Source organism: uncultured Nostoc sp. (assembly GCF_964247315.1).
Taxonomy (GTDB): domain Bacteria; phylum Cyanobacteriota; class Cyanobacteriia; order Cyanobacteriales; family Nostocaceae; genus Nostoc.
In genome coordinates, this window is sequence record NZ_CAXTTT010000015.1 from 1 (window position 1) to 16,511 (window position 16,511).

General features: G+C 36.0%; 12 protein-coding genes and 1 pseudogene. 1 reads left to right on the forward strand and 12 read right to left on the reverse strand.

The window, feature by feature from the left end; translation table 11 throughout:
• Positions 1–43 precede the first annotated feature (43 nt).
• Positions 44–971 (reverse strand): annotated as a pseudogene (locus tag ACFE93_RS06910) (biotin/lipoyl-binding protein); the annotation flags it as partial.
• A 134-nt stretch (positions 972–1,105) separates the two neighbouring features.
• Positions 1,106–1,693 (reverse strand): TetR/AcrR family transcriptional regulator, encoded by a 588-nt coding sequence (locus ACFE93_RS06915; protein ID WP_375472619.1) that lies wholly within the window; start codon positions 1,691–1,693, stop codon positions 1,106–1,108.
• 468 nt (positions 1,694–2,161) lie between these two features.
• On the opposite strand from ACFE93_RS06915, the gene ACFE93_RS06920 reads away from it, so the two are divergent.
• Positions 2,162–3,256: an endo-1,4-beta-xylanase gene (locus ACFE93_RS06920; RefSeq protein ID WP_375472620.1), complete on the forward strand. Its 1,095-nt coding sequence runs from the start codon at positions 2,162–2,164 to the stop codon at positions 3,254–3,256.
• A gap of 312 nt (positions 3,257–3,568) precedes the next feature.
• On the opposite strand, the gene ACFE93_RS06925 is transcribed toward ACFE93_RS06920, so the two are convergent.
• From ACFE93_RS06925 to ACFE93_RS06970, 10 genes are all read right to left on the reverse strand, one after another.
• Positions 3,569–4,363 carry a WecB/TagA/CpsF family glycosyltransferase gene (locus ACFE93_RS06925; RefSeq protein WP_375472621.1) on the reverse strand — a complete coding sequence of 265 codons (795 nt, stop codon included), beginning with the start codon at positions 4,361–4,363 and terminating at the stop codon, positions 3,569–3,571.
• Positions 4,364–4,508: 145 nt separating this feature from the next.
• Entirely contained in the window at positions 4,509–5,660 is a 1,152-nt protein-coding gene (locus ACFE93_RS06930; RefSeq protein ID WP_375472622.1) for a glycosyltransferase family 4 protein, read from the reverse strand.
• 122 nt (positions 5,661–5,782) lie between these two features.
• The gene (locus ACFE93_RS06935; RefSeq protein WP_375472623.1) at positions 5,783–6,664 is read right to left on the reverse strand and encodes a glycosyltransferase family 2 protein; all 882 of its coding nucleotides are present in this window, start codon (positions 6,662–6,664) and stop codon (positions 5,783–5,785) included.
• A 126-nt stretch (positions 6,665–6,790) separates the two neighbouring features.
• Entirely contained in the window at positions 6,791–7,807 is a 1,017-nt protein-coding gene (locus tag ACFE93_RS06940) for a hypothetical protein (RefSeq protein WP_375472624.1), read from the reverse strand.
• Between the two features lie 24 nt (positions 7,808–7,831).
• The gene (locus tag ACFE93_RS06945; RefSeq protein ID WP_375472625.1) at positions 7,832–9,103 is read right to left on the reverse strand and encodes a glycosyltransferase family 4 protein; all 1,272 of its coding nucleotides are present in this window, start codon (positions 9,101–9,103) and stop codon (positions 7,832–7,834) included.
• 48 nt (positions 9,104–9,151) lie between these two features.
• The gene (locus tag ACFE93_RS06950; RefSeq protein WP_375472626.1) at positions 9,152–10,381 is read right to left on the reverse strand and encodes an O-antigen ligase family protein; all 1,230 of its coding nucleotides are present in this window, start codon (positions 10,379–10,381) and stop codon (positions 9,152–9,154) included.
• Positions 10,382–10,399: 18 nt separating this feature from the next.
• A complete protein-coding gene (locus ACFE93_RS06955) occupies positions 10,400–11,326 on the reverse strand; it encodes a glycosyltransferase family 2 protein (protein ID WP_375472627.1) in 927 nt (308 codons plus the stop codon).
• 28 nt (positions 11,327–11,354) lie between these two features.
• Entirely contained in the window at positions 11,355–12,677 is a 1,323-nt protein-coding gene (locus ACFE93_RS06960) for a flippase (protein WP_375472628.1), read from the reverse strand.
• A gap of 120 nt (positions 12,678–12,797) precedes the next feature.
• Positions 12,798–13,751 carry a glycosyltransferase family 2 protein gene (locus tag ACFE93_RS06965; RefSeq protein WP_375472629.1) on the reverse strand — a complete coding sequence of 318 codons (954 nt, stop codon included), beginning with the start codon at positions 13,749–13,751 and terminating at the stop codon, positions 12,798–12,800.
• 70 nt (positions 13,752–13,821) lie between these two features.
• Positions 13,822–16,026, reverse strand: a complete 2,205-nt coding sequence (locus ACFE93_RS06970; protein ID WP_375472630.1) for a GumC family protein — start codon at positions 16,024–16,026, stop codon at positions 13,822–13,824.
• Between the last annotated feature and the right edge of the window lie 485 nt (positions 16,027–16,511).

The window sequence follows — 16,511 nt, forward strand, 5'->3', positions numbered from 1 at the left end:
GCCTTCGGTTGGTTCAACCACTGTGGTCTATTTACCTGAAAATTGCTGTAATGTAAGCACCCGCCAACTCGGTTTGGGCATGTTTGAGTGTAGCGATCGCATTTTCAACTTCTGTCTTGGCTGCGGCTACATCTACAGGTCGAACTTCTGCAATGCTGGTCAGTGTGGCTTTAGCTTCACTAACTTGTTTGCTACCAGTGGCGTTAGTGCAGGCGAGTGCTGCTTTGGCTTCGGCGAGTTCTTTGCTAGCAGTGGTGTTAATGCGATTGAGAACTGCTTTGGCTTCGTCTACTTGCTGTTTGGTAGTTTCTACAGTTAAGCCTTTGCTGTCATACAAAGAATTAGAAACTGCTCCTTGGGAATATAGCTGCTGATAACGTTGATATTCGGCTGAGGCATTTTTGAGTTCTGCCTCTAGCTTCTTGATGGTTGCTTCTTGCGCTATTTTGTCTGCTTCCCACTGTGCTTCTATACGGAATATCGCTTCCTGTTGTGCTGTTTTGTCTCCTTGGGACTGGGCTTCAAAGCGTTCTACACTGGCTTGCTGGACCTGAATTTCTCCTGCTTTTGCTCCTGCTTCAACTTGAGCGAGTTTAGCTTGAGCAACTCTGACTTGTTGTTGAGCTTGTATTACAGCAGTTTGTAAGCGATCGCGCGCATCTAATATTGCTACCATCTGTCCGGCTTTAACGCGATCGCCCTCTTGGACTAGAATTTTCGCAATGCGATCGCCATCCAATGCCAAGGGCGCAAACAAGCTAATTACCTCTGCTTCCGGTTCTAGTCCTCCTAACGCAGCCACTTTTTGACTTTTGGGCGTGGTTTCTACTGGCTGAGATTTCTCAGCTTGACCAACTAACCCAAACTGAGAAATCCCATAAACAACAATTCCACCCGTAATAGCTAGTAGCTGCAATTACTAATGCAACTAACCCTTTATTGGAAGCTTTTTTTAACAGCTTTTGAACCATCTTTTTACTCTCCTCAAAAACTATTTTGTCTACTGAGTTAATGGTGGTAGCAAATAATTTTTAGCCATCAATAAATATCAGATAATTGATAATTGTTAGATATGAAGATTTTGCAACTTATTTAGGTATCAAATCTAACCCTTAACTATTGCCCTATGTTGCGGCAAATATGCCGTGAGCATTTTGCCTAATAACGCACATTGTTCCATAAAATCAATTGTTTCATCACCCCATAACTTTTCCAGAATTAACCCATTGACAAAGCTCAAGACAAAGGAAGCCAATATCGGATCTTGAATACCCACAAAATCGCAGGCAGCTTGCTGATAACGCTGATTAGTCCGCTTAAAAACACTATTACTTAATATTTCCTTAGAGTCTTGATGTTGACAAAAATCAATCCAAATATAAGTCCATTTAATGAAGTAATCCTCATTTTTCACTAGATATCTTCCTAGTGCTTCCATTCCCTCTTCTATTGTTTGTGCTCCTTCCAATTCAGCCAATGCTGCACTTAAATCTTGCTCACATATTTCTTGGGCCAATTGCTCAAATAGAGCTTGTTTGCTAAAAAAATAGTGGTACAACGTACCAGTAGAAACCCCTAATCCTTCAGCAATCTGGCGCATAGTGATGGAACCATAGCCTTTTTGAGCAAATAAATCAAAACACTTGTTAAGCAGTTCTTTACGGTATTGCTCATGGTCAACAATCTTAGGCATAACTGAGAATATTTATATCGAACAATCGTTATATTTTACTTTAGCATGTTTACTGCTGGTATGTAAAAGCACTGTTAATTGATGTAAATCGAACATGCGTTATAGTTTAATTTAGTTTTGCCCTAGATGTAATACTTATCAATTTTCATCTTTGCCACTTAAGTATGAGACTATGACTTGATTTTGGAAAAAACCCTGTATATCTGGGTGAAGATTGATAAATACTTGCAATTATGTATTAACAAATGCGTAGCATTTCATACAAAAAATTATGCAAGGGTGAGACAAACGGTAATTTTGTCTTTTTGTGTGCAATGACCGTGGTAATCATTACTACACCTCCAAAAGTATCAAAACTTATTATGTAATATAATAATCTTATATGTTTTGTATTAAATACAATTTATGCCTTATCGGAGAAATTTTTTAAGGAGAGCAGGATACACAACCCTTTCTGCCTTATTAACTATGGGGTTTTTACAAAAGGATAACCAAAAAGAAGACCAAGGCACGAATGCAATTGCAGCAAATTATACAAGTAAAAATTTAAATTCTCCCCTTCGACAATTAGCTGCCGCCAAAGGAAAGCGTTATGGCGCAGCAATTTCTAGTGAATTTTTGCAAACAGAGAAAGATTACGCTAACCTAATGGCTCGTGAATGTTCGATTGTGACACCGAATGGTGAATTAAAATGGGACGCTACTGAACCACAGCCAGGGAAATTTACCTTTGAGTCAGCAGATGCGATCGCTGATTTCTGCCAAAAACATAAGATAGAAATGCACGGGCATACCCTTTTCTGGCACATGGGAAAACCAGACTGGGTTCCTTATCCCCCTACACCTAAGATGATCGAACGCCATGTTAAAGGAGTCATGGGGCATTATCGCAATAGTCCCGTTTTAAAGTCTTGGGATATTGCCAATGAAATTATCGCTGATAGTGAAAATGAAACTGATAACCCAACAATCGGTTTGCGTAAAGGGGTAAAACCAGAATTGATTCGAGACTTGTTTTTAATTGCCGCTTCAGTTGATAGCAGCAAGAAATTTTACCTAAACGATTTTGGCATCGAAGGCACCACATGGAAATCAGAACGTTTCTTAAGAATGGTCGAATATCTGAAGAATAGTGGCGTTAAAATTGACGGGGCAGGTATCCAGTCACATCTATGGTTTTCTACTGCATATTCTTTTGACGAGAAAGGATTTAATTCCGTTTTAAAACGGCTTAACGATCTTGAAGTTAAACCAATAATCACGGAATTAGATATTATCATTGATACCCCACTACCCAATAGTATCAAAAGCCTAGACCAAATGGTAGCCGACAGTTACAAGCGATATCTTGACCTGTGCTTTGCATCCAATGTCGATACTGTGATTACATGGGGACTTACCGACCGTCATACCTGGATACGTCATCCTGAGTGGATGCCAAGAAAAACCTTTAGAAACAATCCAAGTCTCTGGAAATTTCTGCGTCCGCTTCCCTTCGATGAGAACCTGCAATCTAAACCAGCCCGCAATGCTATAGCCCAGGCTTTTCAGGAATCAACTTAATACTCCACCCAGGCGTAAATATAGCATTTCCTCAACAATTGAGGTACACCCAAATCTTGTTTACCAAGTTTAGTAGTTTTGAAAATGTACCTCATTATGCTGGGAACTGCTATAGTACTTTTAAGTATTATTCTAAGCAAAATAGATGGAAATATTTTTCGTTATTCACGATTATGAAAGTTGAATAAGACTTACTGACTAATTAATCATTAAACCTTAGTACAACATTTCATAAATTCGTGACGAATTGAGCAACCTACTGGTAAGGCTTTGAGAAGCTCGATAACGCTACGAACTTGTGAAATTTCGTACTTAGAAATACCAGCGGGTTATTTTTTTTTGTTGACTTGAGACACTCCAAATTTCTCGTAAAAATAATGTGCCAACAAACCAAGGCTCAAGTAAGTAACGTCTCCAAAGCCTTTTCGGTTCAGATAACAAGCGATACAACCATTCTAACCCCACCTTTCCCATCCAGCGAGGAGGAGTAGGTATTGCTCCTGCTATATAGTCCATACAGGCTCCACTAGTCAAAATAGTATTGGTATGAAGATGTTCAAGATTTTCGTAAACCCAATACTCTTGGCGTGGCATACCCATCCCCACCATTAATATATGGGGTTTGTAAGCATTAATTGCAGCTACAGTGGCAAGATTTTCTTGACTATCTTTATGTATATCAATATAGCCATGAGCGCAAGCGATTTGTAAACCAGGAAATTTCTGGCATAAAATATTTGCTGCTTTTTCAGCAACTCCTGGCTTTGAACCTAAATAGAATACACGCCAACCTTTGGTAGCAGCTTCTGCCATCAAAGGCCATACCCAGTCAGCATAGGTTACTCTTTGTTCCCGTTTAATCGGAAAACCCAACAGCTTTCCAATAAACACTAAAGGCATACTATCAATATGGGTATATTCCGCCTTGGAATAAAAAGCTTGCATTTTTAGATCGTTATGGAAGAGATAAAGACTATGTAAGTTGTGATTAGCAATAATCCATTTTTTATCCCGGTCAATAGATTCTTCAATCAATAAATTTAAGTCAGGGATAGAGAGTGCATCCACTTGAGCGCCAATAATTTTATAGGAAAATCGCTTTTTCATATTTTGTTTTTCTTTTGATAAATATGAGATTTTATCTCAATGTAAAGGTGAGTATTGTAAAATTAATTAGCAATATTTTAATACTGAAGTACTGAAATATTGAAATAGCTAAGTTTTTTAGTTAAAAATTATTATCTAAATATAACTAAAAAGCACTTGTTTGCATGAGGATTTCCGCGATATTCTGTGCTCTTGCATTCCAGGAATACTTTTCTATAATTAAAGTATGTGCTGTATCTACAAGTGATTGATATTTATCAAGATTTGAAGCAGCATCAAGTATTGTGTTAGCGACTTCTTCGCAAGAGTATCCTGTTACTAACAGATGTTCTAAGTGGCGAAATTCTTCTAAACCTCGCAAGCCTTCTAGTGTTGATACAACTAATTTTCTGCTAGCGAAATAATCTAATGCTTTATTACGAGCGCCACCTGCTACTGCTTGTTTTGAAAATGGCAATAAAGCAATATCTGCATATTTCAAATGTGCGACAAAATCTTCTCTTTTAGGTAAAAAGCCTAGAAAAGAAATGTTAGAGGGTATTGGTTCTGAAATATCACTACTATCCCTACCAATAACAACAAAATGTACTTTTTCTTGATGACTTTCAAGGGATTTAGCAACCTCAATAGCCATTGATACAGACAGATCATTAGTTGGAAATTGAAATGTTTTGGGAGCAATAATAACCACTATTTTAGCTGGTCTGAATGCTTGATAGGGGTCTTTATCTAGAAAAACTTCAGTATTGAGTAAGTCTTCAGTCACTCCATTCCCGATAGAATAAATTTGCTGTGGAGTTTTTCCATACCATTGGGAAATTAGTTTAGGAATTGATTCACCTGCTGCAATAATTGGACTACCAGAGAATATTAAAATTCCCTGAGCAATATATGTCTTAATACATTGTGTAAACTCTTTGAAAGGATTGGCAACTGAAAACAAGCGCATCCAGTATTCATAAGGCGAAAATGTATGAAAATCTAAGACAAGAGAGGAACTACTGTGTTTTCTAAGCTTTAGTGAAACTAGAGCAGCCAAACCAGGTAATGTTTCTTGAGCATACACAATATCTGGACAGAACTCGTCGATGCACTTTTCTATAGCTTGAATATATGACTTCAAGCTTCTTGTTCCAATCGAAACAGAAGGTGCATAATTAACAGAGGAACAATCTAAACCTAGCTGAAAAACATCAAAATATTTAGTAAGATATTGTCCTAAATAAAAAGGTCTAGTAAATGCACCAAATGGTTGACTGGAATCGAGAGTTGAGACAATTAGTAAGCGTTTACCCATAAAATGATTGTTGATTTTTTTATTTAATAATTGAAAACTCCATTTGCCAAATTATTAAGATAGTTATAAGTTATCCAAATATCATTGACTAATGACTCTTGTGCAAGTATTAAACTTCTGAGTTAGGTTTGGTTAATATCCTCAGAAAAGGTGGGAGAAGTTGCCAAATCTTTGTAACCAAGAATTGCTCTTATATAGGGTAAGAACCAGTAAAATATCCAGAATGGCCCAGAGTGTCTGCTACAAAATATAGTCCAGGATTTCAATGGAAATGCTTTAATTTGTAGTACCTTTTTCAAGCGTTCTAATATATTTAAATTAGTATCTGCCCAACTATTACGGATAGAATTTTTAGTACAAGTACCAATATATCCAGGAGCTACCCATATTTTACAACCCAATTTATGCGCTCTCAGGGCATAATCTAAATCTCCTAAACTGTGAACAAAAGCTGTATCAATATTGCCAACTTTGGCGGCAACACTTTTAGGAATTAGCACGCAGTTACCATACATAGCATCGCATTTTTGGATAATGGAACTTGGTTCTAAAAATTCAAACTTATTAGAATACCACTTTTTAGATTTTACTGCTCCTCCATAGGTTGCTTTTCCTGTAATGGAGTCTTTAGTTGAACCAACTACAATTGAGTCTGGATAACCAAGTTCCGTCAAATTTTGATGAACCTGCAATAGTTTACTCACAGCATTGGCTTCCATAAATGTGTCATCATTCAACCACAGATAATAATCATATTGATATTTTATCGCCTCACCAAAAGCGAGATGCATTCCTCCCACCCAAAATAAATTGCCATTACCTTGAAGAATTTGTACTTCTGGATATTCTGCTTTAACAGCTTCTGTAGTACCATCAGAACTCCCATCATCAGTTAAATAAATATCACCATGATTTTTTTGCTGATATAAAGCATTTAAACAGGCAAGAGTTGTATTCCGTCTGTTATAACATGTCATAATTACAGCTAAATTAGCTTTTTTCATTTCCTTTACCTCATATAATATGTACAAAAATGATTAATTCAAGTAATAAACTTATACGCAACCATGACAGATTATATTCATAACTTCAATCATCAAATTCTACTTTTAATATTTTGTTATATCATTTTAAAACTTAACTTTCTTTTCTATCCAGCCACTGAAATTAATATCTAAATTAAAGCTTTTTAATTTTTGTTCCATTCTTCTGACTTTCAACAGATATCGATGCAAAACTGATACACGAGGCATATTAAGTCTGACAACCTCTTCACATAACCATTGATATTTATCTGAATTACTATTAAATTTTTTCAATCTTTTTATTTGTCCATTCCAATCGTTATAAAAAAATAAGTTGAAATAATGAATGGATATAATATCATCCCAATGTTTAATTTGTATTTCTTTTGATAAACGGTTATGTAAAGGTAATGGATAACTATACTTAGGAGGAAGATGTTCAACGTTTTCTTCCAAGGCACATAAAGTTACAGACAAAACAGACTGCTCAACAAAATAAATACCTTGGGGAGGAGTAATATCCAAGCGCATTACTTTTTCAAAGTTTTCTTTCCAAGTTGTAAATATACCCGCACTCCTTCTTACAGCAACCAAACCAGAATTCCAGTAGGCTCTGATTCTTTTATTACCAATTGGTGTGTCAATAAATACCTCACGCTTTACTCCCAGTACTTCATATAGTTTTTGCCAATACCATTCTTGAGGATCTTGCAGACCTGTAGAACCAATTCCTTGACCATACTCAGGACGCATCCGTACATTACAATCTACTGGCAATAAAAATTCTTTTGGTTCAGAAAAAAAGCATTTGTCACTGTCTAAAAAAACCAATATTTCTGCATCAACATTTTGTTCTGCATAGGCACAAACTAAGGGTTTATTGGCTAAATAATATTCATGAAATTCTCGATTTATTGGAATTTGTTGATGAATCACCTGCAATGCTTCAAACGCTTGTTGGGTTTGCTTTAATATCGGTTCGCCTACTCTAGGATGAAAACTATATATAGGTGTATTTTTCAATTCGCCGCAGAACTTACGAATACTTTCTGCAAGCATCAAAGATTGACCTTCTAAACGACCAGGTTCTGTACAAATTATAAAAGCTATAGGTATTGACATATTATGAAGTATTGATTTACTAAGTTAATTACTCAATGAAGATTTCTTTGCTCTCATCAATATTTCCTGAAACAAGGCTGAATAACGACGCGCTTGAAGTTCCAGAGTGAATTCTTGCTCGGCTTTATCGCGAGCATAAAATGATAGTTTTTGCAACCTCTGTTCATTTTCAAGAACCCAGGTAATTCCTTTGCCAAAATCTTCAATTTCATAAGGTTTAGCCAAATAGCCGTTCTGCTGATGATCAACAATATCTTTTAAGCCAGTAGAATTAAACGCCACAACTGGAGTACCACAAGCGAATGATTCCGAAGCTGTCTGTCCAAAAGATTCTTGAAGAGATGGTACAAGCATTACGTCAGCGGCTGAGTAAACAGTTGTTAAAGATATAGCATCATGTAAATGTCCCAAATAGTGGCTTTTGAAGCCTAAATCAGGTGGATTTTCGGGTTGAGATGCTCCAAAAATCACAACTTCCAAGTCATCCTTCCAGCCAGATTTACTTAATTCTTGTAAAGCTGGTTGCAACAAATGAAATCCTTTATTTCTATCGCTTGTTGCTTCTATCGCTCCAAAGAGTATCAGCTTTTTATCTTGAGGTAGGTTAAGTGCTTCTCGTGCAAAATGTTGATTAATCGGTCGATATTTTTGAGTATCTAGTCCGTGGGGAATTACCTCAATTCGCAAATTCTGGAATAAAGAACTGGAATGAGCGCACTCTGCTAACCAAGAACTTGGTGAAACCAGAGTTAAATTTAAATTTTTCCAAGCTTTTACTTTGCGCTGCCATACCCAACGGGATAAATCCCATTCATTACCACTGTTGAGTTGAGGACAAGCCCCGCAGAATACTTTGTAGCGATCGCATTCTCCAGTAACGTGACACCCTCCAGTAAACCCCCACATATCATGGAGAGTCCAAACTAGAGGACGCTTCAGTTTAGCAAAGGTTTCTATTTGCATAAAACCTCCGCTAATCCAATGCAGATTGATTATATCTGGATTAATCTGAGCAACTTTAGGAATAACTCTATCTGGCAACCATTGAGTAAAAAATGGAGTATTTTTCTTTTGGCGATAAAGCTTTAATGGCAAACTTTCAACTGTCAACTTTGCTTTAGCAATGCCTTGAAACAGTCTAATTTTAGGTGCAATTACCATTTTATCATTACTATATTTTTCCTGAACTAACATTTGTGACTGTAGTCCTATATCCTGTAAACCTGTGTGTAAACGATATGCAGCCCTCGCAGCACCGCCACTAATATCATGGGTACTAATATGTAAAATTTTCATTTTTATTCACTTAATAATCACTAAAACTATTTCTGACTGTCATAAAAACTAATGGACTAAAATATTTTTACGATTTTGTTGATATTCAACAGTCAAAGATAATGACGTGGTGACATACATTAACCAATTCCAGCTAGGAGTTAATAATCTGGCTTCTGAAAAATTAACTATGACTATGATAAGTAGCATCTGCATTGGCCAATAATCTTCCGGTTTTTTCGCGATAGAAATAATTCGAGTCAATGCCATTACAAAAAACCGGACAAACCCTGCTGCAAAAGTCAAAAAACCTAAGAATCCCAATTCTAACAATAATTCTAAAAAACCATTATGGGCATTACTTGCCCAATCATAAGTAGCTCTTAATTTAGATGCAGCATTACTAGTCCAAAATCCCGAAAATCCATAACCTAACCAAGGTCTTTCCAAAATCTTGGAAATCACTAGCTCCCAGAGGTCAGAGCGTCCATTGAAGGTAAGGTCTTTACCAGAAGTACCAACTACAGTTTCGGCATTATTGAGAAGTAATATTGAAGAAATCATTAGGAACATCAAAGTTGAAGTAATCATAATAAATTGCAATTTATAATTAGTTTTTTTTAGGGATTTGTAGAAAGGTAAAAGTAATATCATTGTCAACAAAATCGTTAAAGATGTTGTTGAACGTGAGAAAATAATTAGACATATAGAGATCCCACATAGTGCCCACATCAACCAGCGATATCGATGGCCACTAAGAGCAAGGTGCAAAAAAACTCCTGCACTCCAAGCCATCATGTAACCTAATTCATTTTTATGACCATAAATTCCACTCCACATACCTAGTAATTCAGGTGATTCGTGAATATAACCTGGTACGAATGCAGAAAATAGCATAGATAATGATGCAGCTACGCCAAGTGCCCAAGCTATCAGCTTAATTTGTTCTTTAAGCGGATAACGCATTGCTAAATAGATGGCAAGAAAATATATTCGGATTAGACCTCTTAGATAAGTAAGACTAGAACTTAGGTCTTCTGACCATAAAAGAGAAAATATAACTATTGCTAGTAAAAAAAACTGTAATGGACTTCTAGTAATTACAAAAATAAAACCTTTCCAGTATAAAATTAGGAAATAAAATAGGATTAAATATGAAACTATATTGAACAAAGTATCTAGCTTATCGCCTCCAAGTGTAGACATGGAAACTTCTTGTGCAGGATGTATTGTTAATGCACCTACAGCAATCAGTAATAGCAAGATAGTTAATATTTTCTCTGTTAATTTTACTTTCATTTTTGAGATTTGATTGATCTATTTTTTTATTGTTGAGTAATTCAATCTTTTCTTCACTTCCTCTTTAAAAATATCCAATGCAGTTGCTTTATAGACTGTTTTCTGTGTAAAATTATCTGCCTCTACATTCCTGACAATAAATGGTGGATGCTTTAAGGGAAATTCCATTGCCTGCATGGACATATTGATGAACGAAAATCCTTGATTTGAAGTGAAATGAGTTGCGTCTGCACCAACACCAATATTAGAGATTAAATTGACATTGGGAATAATACTTAAGCTTCCCTGCATCCAACAAGCAAATGTCCATTGGTAATCCCAGGTTATACCTGTAGGATTGTCATAAACAGACTGAAATATTCGTTGCCAAGAATTTACTGCTTTTTGGTCTATAAGAATGTCATGTAAAAGGTTTTCTGCTTGCACCTCTTTCCAGAGTTTGATAGTCAAATCATAATGTTGCCAAGCACGTCTCCAACTTGCCCAACCCCAGCAGTGGTTGTAGCGAGAAAAATAGTAACTGTAATTTGTACGTTTTTGTCCAAGTTGAAGATTTTGAGCAGAGATTGTGGCGATTCTGGTATCATCTCTATATTTTTCCAGCAATTCTTGACTAAATCTGAAAAAACTTGGGTGAGGGATACAATCATCTTCCAAAATAATTGTCTCCTCGACATTATTAAAGACCCAATCTAAACCACTTGATACCCGTTTTGCACAACCCAAGTTGATATCAGAATAATTCTTTATTACTTCACAATCCCAATCAACTCTCTCAATAATTGCCTTAGTCGCTTCACATTTTTCTGCCTCATCTTCGCGGTCAATGCGGGGTCCATCTGCAATTACAAAAAGTTTTGTTGGCTTGGCTTGGCGAATAACTTCAAAAACTTTCTCTGTTGTTTGTGGACGTTTAAAAATAATAAAAGTTACGGGTGTTTGCATAAGAATAATAAAAGTTAAATAATAACGATCAGTATTTGTAAAAATGAATAAGCGATCGCACTTGAATTTTAAAGAGTTTTTGTGTTCTTGAATCAAATGCATTGCATATAAAAGCAGCAGCAGCTTGAGATATTATTGTTGCGATCGCCGCTCCAAGTCCTGCATATTTAGGAATAAGTATTAAGTTGAGAATAATATTTAGTATTGCCCCAAATAAAGTCTTACCTAAAGAAACGTGGTTTAAACCTTCAGCAATAAACCAAGGTGATGTTGCAAGACCCATAAATACAAATAAAGAAGTCCAAATATGAACTGCTAATATTGCTCCTGCCTCTGCATATCCACTTCCAAACATCACTATAATTATCTTGTCAGATAAAAAGGACATTGGAAGAGCAATTCCTAAAGATATACATGTCATTAGACTGAGTAATTGTCCTATTCGCTGATAGTAAAGACTTTCTGATTTTTCTTTTGCTGCATAAATTGCCGGAGCAACAGAGGAAACAATAGCCCCTGGAATAAAATACCAAATTTCAGAAATACGCACAGCAGCAGAATAAACTCCAACCTCACTATCTCCGATCATTTGACCTAACATCACCTGATCTATTCTCATAAAAATCATGATGGCAAACCCCGAAAAAATTAGAGGTAAACTCTCTTTCATAAGAGTTTTGGCAGAAGCGAAACTCCAACGCCATAACCACAATGAAGACCCTTTGACTTGGTAAACAATTAGTAAGCCAATTGCACTCATTGCAAATTCTGCTAATGTTACCAAAGCAAAAGCTAACAATGGTGCTTTTGTTAAAATTAGTGCGATTTTAATGACAGTATTTAGCAGAAATGCCGTGTTTTTAGCGATTACAGTATATTTTGACTGCACCTGTGATTGAAACCACAGTTCAATAGTATCAGATGCCCTAAAAATTCCTGCTATTCCTAAAATTGCAACTAGCCATATCTTTAGTGTTTCATGCTCACCTAAGAAAAACATCGTGCTAACTGCCAATAAAACAGAAGCAATTCCACCCAAAAATTTTAGCCAAAAAGTAGTTCCTAAAATTTCCTCTTTGTTTGATGATTGGCGAACAAGATGGCGAACTACTACGTCGTCTAATCCGAGAGTAAAAATTGGGCTAAATAAGGCAACAAAAGCTAAAGCATAGTTAAATAGACCATACTGTTGTACTCCTAAATAACGTGCTACCCATACTCCTACAACTAAGCTTGCACCCATGCGTAGAATGCGGTCAGCAAACAACCAACCTGTATTAGCAATAATTGCACGCAGCCCAGAACGAGATTTAAATTTCGAGAAGTTTATAATTTTTAATTTACTTAACATTATTTTTATTAATTAATCATCTGACATTCTTTATACCTATCAATTTCGCTCATGCAAGTTTTTAAATTTATCAAAGACAAAACAAAGTTTATTTATTCAGTAACTCACCTTATTTATCATCTATAAGGGTTTTAATTTACCACTAATCAAGATTTTCAAAAAATAGCTAAACAATAAAGTAATACCCTTGAGTTTCCAATAAAAACTCTGCTCAAATAAAAATATTATTTTCAAGTAAGTAACAAAATCTTGATATTTTGGGCATGCTATTGTTTGTAGCTCATTGATAGATGTGAAAGCTAAGAATAATGGGGAGCTAAAATTATTTTTTTCCAGAATGTAATTAAAGAGAGAATTGCGTTTCCAAAATCTTTTATATTCATAGTTTTTGTTTACATCTAAAAAGTTATTATTATGATATTGATTATTCTCATGTATTCTATACATCACTAAAGGTTTAGACATATAAAACTTTTTAGCCCCCACCAAAGAAGCTCCCCATACCAAACAGTCATCAGCCCTTACACGCCAATCTTCTATATTTGGAATAGGTAAAAATTTTCTGACTATCTCTCTACGTATTGATAATGTTGAAGTTATGGAACCAATCCATTCTCCATTATATAAAGTTCTAATTACTGAATAACCCAAATCTAAATCAACTGTATCGTCTTGAAATGTCCCTTGTACTGCTCCAAATTTTTTATACGCACAAAATATAAAATCACATTCACTGCGTCTATTATAAAAATTTAGGGCATTTTCTAAATACTGAGGTTCATAAATATCATCGGCATCTAAAAAAAATATAATGTCACCATTAGCAGCTAAAAAACCTTCATTAAAAGATGATAATTGTCCTTGATTTTTTTCTTTAAAGATAGATTTAACATTAGTTACTTGAGTAAATTTATTGATAACTTCCGCAGAATTATCTGTGGATGCGTCATCAACAATGATAATTTCATCAAATTTAACTGTCTGATTTAAAGCGCTATTAATTGCCTCAGAGAGAAATTCAGCATAATTGTAATTATTAATTAAACAAGAAGTTTTAATTTTAGTTTTATCCATTATTCCTACAGTTAAAAAATTTGGTTTAGATGGTTGTAGTGATGGTAACTTTCACAATTTCTAAGAGAACTTAACGCTCTTTGCGAAATTTAGTTAAGCTGCTAGATACTAAATCTTGTTCAATTTGTCGTTTTTTAGTATCATAAAAATAATTATTAGGTTCATTTTTAGCATTCACTCCATTGATGACTATCCCTAATACCTTCTGACCTGACTGAGTTAAAAACTCTTTAGCTGCATTTGCACTGTTCAAGTCAACCACTCCAGGACGAACGACTAATAAGATACCGTCAGTCAAGGTGCTTAAAACAGCAGCATCTGCTATTCCTGACAAGGGAGGAGTGTCAAAAATTACAAGATCGTACTCTCTCCCAAAGTTACTAATTAATGTTGCCATGCGTTGAGAATCTAGCATTGCCACTGGATTGGGAGGCAAAACTCCAGAAGTAAGAACTTCCAGATTAGGCATTACTTCCTGAACAACTGTATCTAAAGAAGCTTGGTTAATTATGACATTACTTAGTCCAATTGTATTTGTTAGCCCCCAGATATGATGCTGTATGGGATGACGCATATCTGCATCCACCAACAACACTTTACGCCCCGCCTGAGCCATAGTCACAGCTAAATTTGCAGATACGTCAGACTTTCCTTCTTTGGCAACGGAACTTGTAATTACAATGCTTTTGAGCGGTTTATCAGAACAGAGGAACTTTAAGTTCACTTGTAGTATTTGATATGCATTACCAACAGGGAAGTAAGGAATATCTCTACCAATAATTTTGGGAATAGGTCTATCGAGTCCTGCTATAGAAGAATGATCTTTACCATTTCTAGCTTGTGTAGGAATCACTCCTAAAACACTGTATCTCAAGACATCTTTGGCTTCTTTGACGGTCTTCACCGAGCGGTCTATCAAGTCTAAAGTAAAGGCAACAATGATACCTAAGAAGAAACCAACTCCTGCTCCACCAACAATAAACAGCATTTTCCGAGGCCCTTCTGCTTTATCAGGGATTAAAGCATAGGAAATGACACGAGCATTAGGAATCTTTTGGTTCTGTGCAATATCAATCTCTTGGCGTTTCTTTAATAGTGTTTCGTAAGTCGTTTGAGCTGCTTGCAGTTTCCGTTCTAGCTCTCGTTGACTCTGTTCTAACCTTGGCAAATTATTTGCTCGTTTGATGTAGGCATTTTGCTGTTGTTTGAGTGTGGCAATTTGTCTCTCCAAACCAACGCGTTCTGCCTGAGCACGAGTAATATCTGCAATTAGGCTTTGTCGCAGTTGTCCAACCTGTAAACTTCCCTGTGTTATCTGCGCTTTACCTGCTACTTGTCCTGTCCGCTCTTTTAGCAAGTTGTTAAGAGCTGCAACTTTTTCTTCTAAGCTAGTAATTGTAGGGTGTTCAGGTGAAAAACGGGTACGCTCTAGTGCAAGTTGGCTTTCTGTTTCTTGAAGTTGGGCTAGCACTTTCTGAACTCCAGGTGCTTGACTCAATTCAGATTCGATTACACCTTGCCGTGAATCTACCTGAGCTTCACTGCTTAACTGTTCTAGACGACCCTTCACATCATCTAGTTGAGCTAAAGCTTGAGAAATTTGGTTTCCTAACTTAGAAATTGTATCGACTGCTGCGGCTGCTTCTTGTTCCAGGACAACAACTTTATTCGTTTCTTTAAATAGCCGCAGTTTTGATTCGGCTCTTCTGACAACTTCCTCAGCTTTAGGTACTTCCGTTACGAGAACCTGTTTGGCTGTCCGCGCTTCATTCTGATTAGCCTTGATATTTAAATCGATATAACTGTCAATAACTTCATTGATGATTTTGGCAGCTAGTTCCGGATCGCCACCTTTATAAGAAAGTTGTACAACATCAGTGCCTTTAATTCCTTCTATTTTTAGTTGTTTTGCCAAGTCAGGAATCGAGAGCAGTTTGCCTTGACTATCTTTAAGGTTGAGGGAATTAATCGTTTTCTCAATTACTGGATTTGATCCAATAACTCTCACTTGAGTTTCCAGGGGATTGTCGTTCACATTCAAAGCTTCTAGGCGTCCTATGTCATCCGATAAGCCCGTGAGTGAGGAAGAGCGATTTGTTTTTATCATCAAACTTCCTTCTGCCTTGTATGAAGGTTTTAGTGAAAATGCATACAAGCATCCAAGGGTAACAGATATAGCAAAAATTCCAACTAGAGGTAGCCAACGCCGTTGAATAACTTCTAAGTATTTCTGAATATTTACTTCTTCAAAACTTGGTAAAGATTCCATCGTCATAGATATATACAAACTTTTATAAAAAAGATTATTTACTTACAGCAGATTGTTCTTAGTATTTTGCCCACAGTAGCGCTGTAATCTACTTTGGAATAGTAATCTCCTTCGTTGACTGTCAGCTAATTCTTTTTTGCTGAAGTTGTTAAATATCGGAAGTTAACTAATAGTTTTGCAGAGCGCAATTTTAACTTAGATTGATATTTTACTGACAGCAAAAACAAGATAACTCACAATTTTCTCCCTGATTGAGTGGCTTTCCATTTTTAGGGCTTAATTTTGGTTAACTTAGTTTTGTGTTACTACTAATGCAAGTATTAATTTGTAAACTAAAAATCACTATCATATTATGTGAGAACACTGAATTCGAGAACTTTACAAAAAATTTATATAAAAGACTAATATGTTCGCTGTCAGTTCGATGATTTTAAAACGATGAAAGGAGTTAATTGCTTCAGGGTAAGGAATAGAAAAATTGTGCCAGCCTA

Coding starts and splice junctions, on each gene's coding strand:
- ACFE93_RS06925 (WP_375472621.1), bottom strand. CDS start 4,363: ATGAAAAAGCGATTTTCCTATAAAATTATTGGCGCTCAAGTGGATGCA.
- ACFE93_RS06950 (WP_375472626.1), bottom strand. CDS start 10,381: ATGAAAGTAAAATTAACAGAGAAAATATTAACTATCTTGCTATTACTG.
- ACFE93_RS06930 (WP_375472622.1), bottom strand. CDS start 5,660: ATGGGTAAACGCTTACTAATTGTCTCAACTCTCGATTCCAGTCAACCA.
- ACFE93_RS06945 (WP_375472625.1), bottom strand. CDS start 9,103: ATGAAAATTTTACATATTAGTACCCATGATATTAGTGGCGGTGCTGCG.
- ACFE93_RS06965 (WP_375472629.1), bottom strand. CDS start 13,751: ATGGATAAAACTAAAATTAAAACTTCTTGTTTAATTAATAATTACAAT.
- ACFE93_RS06970 (WP_375472630.1), bottom strand. CDS start 16,026: ATGACGATGGAATCTTTACCAAGTTTTGAAGAAGTAAATATTCAGAAA.
- ACFE93_RS06960 (WP_375472628.1), bottom strand. CDS start 12,677: ATGTTAAGTAAATTAAAAATTATAAACTTCTCGAAATTTAAATCTCGT.
- ACFE93_RS06935 (WP_375472623.1), bottom strand. CDS start 6,664: ATGAAAAAAGCTAATTTAGCTGTAATTATGACATGTTATAACAGACGG.
- ACFE93_RS06920 (WP_375472620.1), top strand. CDS start 2,162: ATGGGGTTTTTACAAAAGGATAACCAAAAAGAAGACCAAGGCACGAAT.
- ACFE93_RS06955 (WP_375472627.1), bottom strand. CDS start 11,326: ATGCAAACACCCGTAACTTTTATTATTTTTAAACGTCCACAAACAACA.
- ACFE93_RS06915 (WP_375472619.1), bottom strand. CDS start 1,693: ATGCCTAAGATTGTTGACCATGAGCAATACCGTAAAGAACTGCTTAAC.
- ACFE93_RS06940 (WP_375472624.1), bottom strand. CDS start 7,807: ATGTCAATACCTATAGCTTTTATAATTTGTACAGAACCTGGTCGTTTA.